Here is a 3,215-nt window from a genome sequence, read left to right as displayed (position 1 = left end):
CACTGGGACAGCGCCGCCGCCTACCTCGTCGCCTCGCTACGCGGCGCGCTCGGCCGCCACCGCGACACCCCCCACGCACGCACCCTCTACCAGGAGTTACGCGGCGCGGCGACCTTCACCCGGCTGTGGGACACCAGCCTCTCGGTCGCCTACGGCGTCCGGACCGAACAACCCGTGCACCTGCGCGACCCCACCACCGGCCAGCCCTACGCCGCGCACATCCACCTCGGCGCACAAGGCACCGACCTCCACTTCGGCTTCGCCTACCGCGACCCCGCCGACCAGCCGCAACCATGACCAGTTCACAGCCCGACCCCGCCTCGCGATGCCCGGCGAGACTCGACCCACGAACAGGAAACACGCAATGCCAGCCAGACCCACCCCCATCAGCCAACACGACCCTCAACCGGCACTTCGCCGGTCACACACGAACGAAACAAACCACGAACCCCCGCAGAAACGAGCGCGGTGAGATGCTGACATCTCCCGCACTCACCGGGATGCCCGACTTCCACCACTCGGTCGAACACCTGCGCCACCACCACAACCTCTCCCGCGAATCCGTTGCCCACCAGGCCGGAATCAGCGTCTCCTACCTCCACCAGCTCATCCAGAAACGCACGATCCCCGGCCCCCGCGCCTTCGACGGCCTGGTCCGCGTCTTCGACCTCACCCCCGCACAGCGACGCCACCTACACGAACTGATCCAACCCTCCGCCGAACTCGCACTCACCGCGGACATGCGCCGCCACCTCACCAACCTCGGCGTGCACGCCCACCTCAACCACCTCGACACCCGCGACATCCTGGCCGCCTACACCGACCCCCTCCAAACCGTCCTGCACGCCAACCGCACCTTCCACCGCGTCATGCCCGGCCTCGCCGAAGCCGACCACAACATCATCCAATGGATGCTCACCCCCACAGCCCGCGACATCATCGACAACTGGGACGGCGAACTCCGATACTTCGTCACCCTCTTGCGCCCAGCACTCGGACGCCACCGCGACGCACCCCGAGCACGCACCCTGTTCCGAAACCTACGCACACACAGGGAATTCCGCGAAGCGTGGGACAGCACCCCCATGCAAGTCGCCTACGACACCTCACGCCCGGCACCGTTCCAGATAACGCTGCCGTGCACCACACAAACCCTCGCGCTCAGCATCGAGATCGACCAATACAACGCCTGCCCCGACGTCTGCCTCACCCACGGCCTCTACAACCCGGCCGAGAGAACCTGCCCCACCGCGATCGCCTGCTGAGAGACTCCTCGGGGGCGGGTCAGTGGTTCGTCCAGCCGTCCCGGTTGCGGCGCTCGAAGAATTCGTCGTCGGCGGCTTGGATCTCGTCCTCGGTCATCGGGCGCGACGGCGCGGTGTTCGGTTGCGAGCGTGCGATTTTCAGTTGTTCGGTGGCCGCGCGCAGGCGCGGGTCGGCGGATCGGAGGGCGCGGTTCACCTTCGCCGATGCCTCAGCGCGTGCGGCCCGGTAGGTCTCGGTGATCACCGTGCTGAGTTGGGTGTTCGAGGTCCGCATCGCCGCCGGCGAGATCCGCAGCTCGGTGATCTCGCCGCGCGCGTCGACCTCGACGGTGACGCCATGCTTGTCGGCACGCCCGCGAATCGCAGCCACCGCCGCGCGGAGTTGCTGGGTACTTGCCCGGATGTCGTCGAGTTCGTGGGCGAGCCGGGCTTCCCAGTCATCGACGTCGGTCATGCCGGTTCGTCATCGAGCAGGTCGGCGAACACGGCCCGTAACTCCGGCTTGTTGGACAGCATCGCGAGGAACGACAGCGGGGTGTAGCCCTGATGGTTGGCCAGCAGCGGGTCAGCGCCCCGGTCGCGCAGGAGCTGAACCACCTGGGCGCTGCTCCACGGGCTACGGAACGCGTAGTAGAGCGGTACATCCCCCTGGGAGTCTTGGGCGTTGACGTCGGCGCCTGCGTCGAGGAGCGCTCGGACCGACTCGACGCTGCTACCTTCGGCGGCGGCGTGCAGCGGTGTGACGCCGTCGTTGTCGCGGTCGTTGGGGTCGTAGCCCGCGGCGAGTAGTTCGGCAACGCGGGCCGGAGCGCCGTCGACGTCGGCGGCAGCATAGTGGAGCGCGGTGCGACCGGCGCGGTCACGGGTGACGGCGGGTGGCTTCTTCTTCCACATGAGCGGTCGTTCCTCCTACCTGGGTGCTTCGAAGGTGTGGCGCGAGTTCCCGGGAGCATCCTCTATGCGATAGAACTTCGGGTCATTGACATAGTCGCAGAACTCCTTCCAGGTCATGCCCTCGCGCAGCGCGTCTTCGCGCATCCGCCAGAACTCGTGACCGTAGCGATGCCCCATCACCGGCCTGGAGTCGACCGGATACTTCACCCCGTTCGCGCCGAGGAAGTACTCGTTGCGCGGGTCTTTGGGAAGTTTCAGGATCGCGGGGTCGTCATACTTGCCGCTGACCGGGATCAGAACACTCCGGTCGGTAGCGCTGATATAGAACTCCTGCCCGTTCACCGTGACCTTCGGCGCACCGGCATACACCGGCCTGGTCGTAGTGACACGCAAGTACGGGCGGGTTCTCGACAACAGCCGGAGATCATCGAGAGTCAACGGGTTGACCAGACCAGCCGATTGCGCGGTGAGCAGGCTGACCTGCGAGGTCAGCAACGGTGTCAACTCCTGCACCGAGCGTACGAACGCGCCCGTCGCCGCGATCACCGGAAGCCCCGTCGCTTCAGCGGTCACGACCAAGCCACGACACGCGGCCGCGATCCGCGTCCCCACGACCGCCGCGCGAGCCGCGAGCGCACCGTTGCCGCCGAGCACCGACAGCCCGCCGGTCGGCCCGGCCAACACCCACGACACACCCTCGACCGCCGCGCCCAGCACGACGAACTCCCCGAGGGTCTTCAGGATCTCATTGCGGGTGTCCTCCACCGCCTGGGCGTAGCCGACCAGACCACGAGCCAGCGTCATGAACTGCTCGGACAACATCCGAGCCTGATTCTCCAGGACCGTGATCTGGTCCAGGATCTGCTGCACTTCCGGGGACTGCTGGCCAGCGATCGCGTCGCGGGCGGGTTGAAAGTTCAGATGCGTCGCCAACTGCTCGGAGCACCAGCTCCACCCTGTTGCCGCGTCACGCAGGGTGTCGATCTGCGCGTTGGGCCACAACTCGCCCTGGGTGTACTCAGCGACCAGACCCCACCACGACGGCTCACCGGAATC

5 protein-coding genes are annotated in these 3,215 nt (G+C 66.9%); 2 read left to right on the top strand and 3 right to left on the bottom strand.

Translation table 11 applies throughout. The annotated features are described in order from the left end of the window. Both DFR74_RS36490 and DFR74_RS35130 read left to right on the top strand, forming a co-directional pair. On the top strand, positions 1–297 hold a 297-nt coding region (locus DFR74_RS36490; RefSeq protein ID WP_170160865.1), incomplete at its 5' end, for an MmyB family transcriptional regulator. Between the two features lie 176 nt (positions 298–473). Further along, positions 474–1,265, top strand: coding sequence for an MmyB family transcriptional regulator (locus DFR74_RS35130; RefSeq protein WP_170160864.1), 792 nt, complete (start codon positions 474–476; stop codon positions 1,263–1,265). 19 nt (positions 1,266–1,284) lie between these two features. Here DFR74_RS35130 and DFR74_RS35125 read toward each other — a convergent pair whose 3' ends face one another. The 3 genes from DFR74_RS35125 to DFR74_RS35115 are packed head-to-tail and all read right to left on the bottom strand — an operon-like array spanning position 1,285 to position 3,188. Next, positions 1,285–1,719 carry a YbaB/EbfC family nucleoid-associated protein gene (locus DFR74_RS35125; RefSeq protein WP_113975434.1) on the bottom strand — a complete coding sequence of 145 codons (435 nt, stop codon included), beginning with the start codon at positions 1,717–1,719 and terminating at the stop codon, positions 1,285–1,287. Then, positions 1,716–2,159 (bottom strand): ankyrin repeat domain-containing protein, encoded by a 444-nt coding sequence (locus DFR74_RS35120; protein ID WP_067514766.1) that lies wholly within the window; start codon positions 2,157–2,159, stop codon positions 1,716–1,718. Before DFR74_RS35120 ends, DFR74_RS35125 begins: the two co-directional genes overlap by 4 nt. A gap of 15 nt (positions 2,160–2,174) precedes the next feature. After that, entirely contained in the window at positions 2,175–3,188 is a 1,014-nt protein-coding gene (locus DFR74_RS35115; RefSeq protein ID WP_459178110.1) for an HNH/ENDO VII family nuclease, read from the bottom strand. Positions 3,189–3,215 lie beyond the last annotated feature (27 nt).

It is taken from the genome of Nocardia puris (assembly GCF_003315035.1).
Taxonomy (GTDB): domain Bacteria; phylum Actinomycetota; class Actinomycetes; order Mycobacteriales; family Mycobacteriaceae; genus Nocardia; species Nocardia puris.
This window is presented reverse-complemented; position numbering and strand designations above follow the sequence as displayed.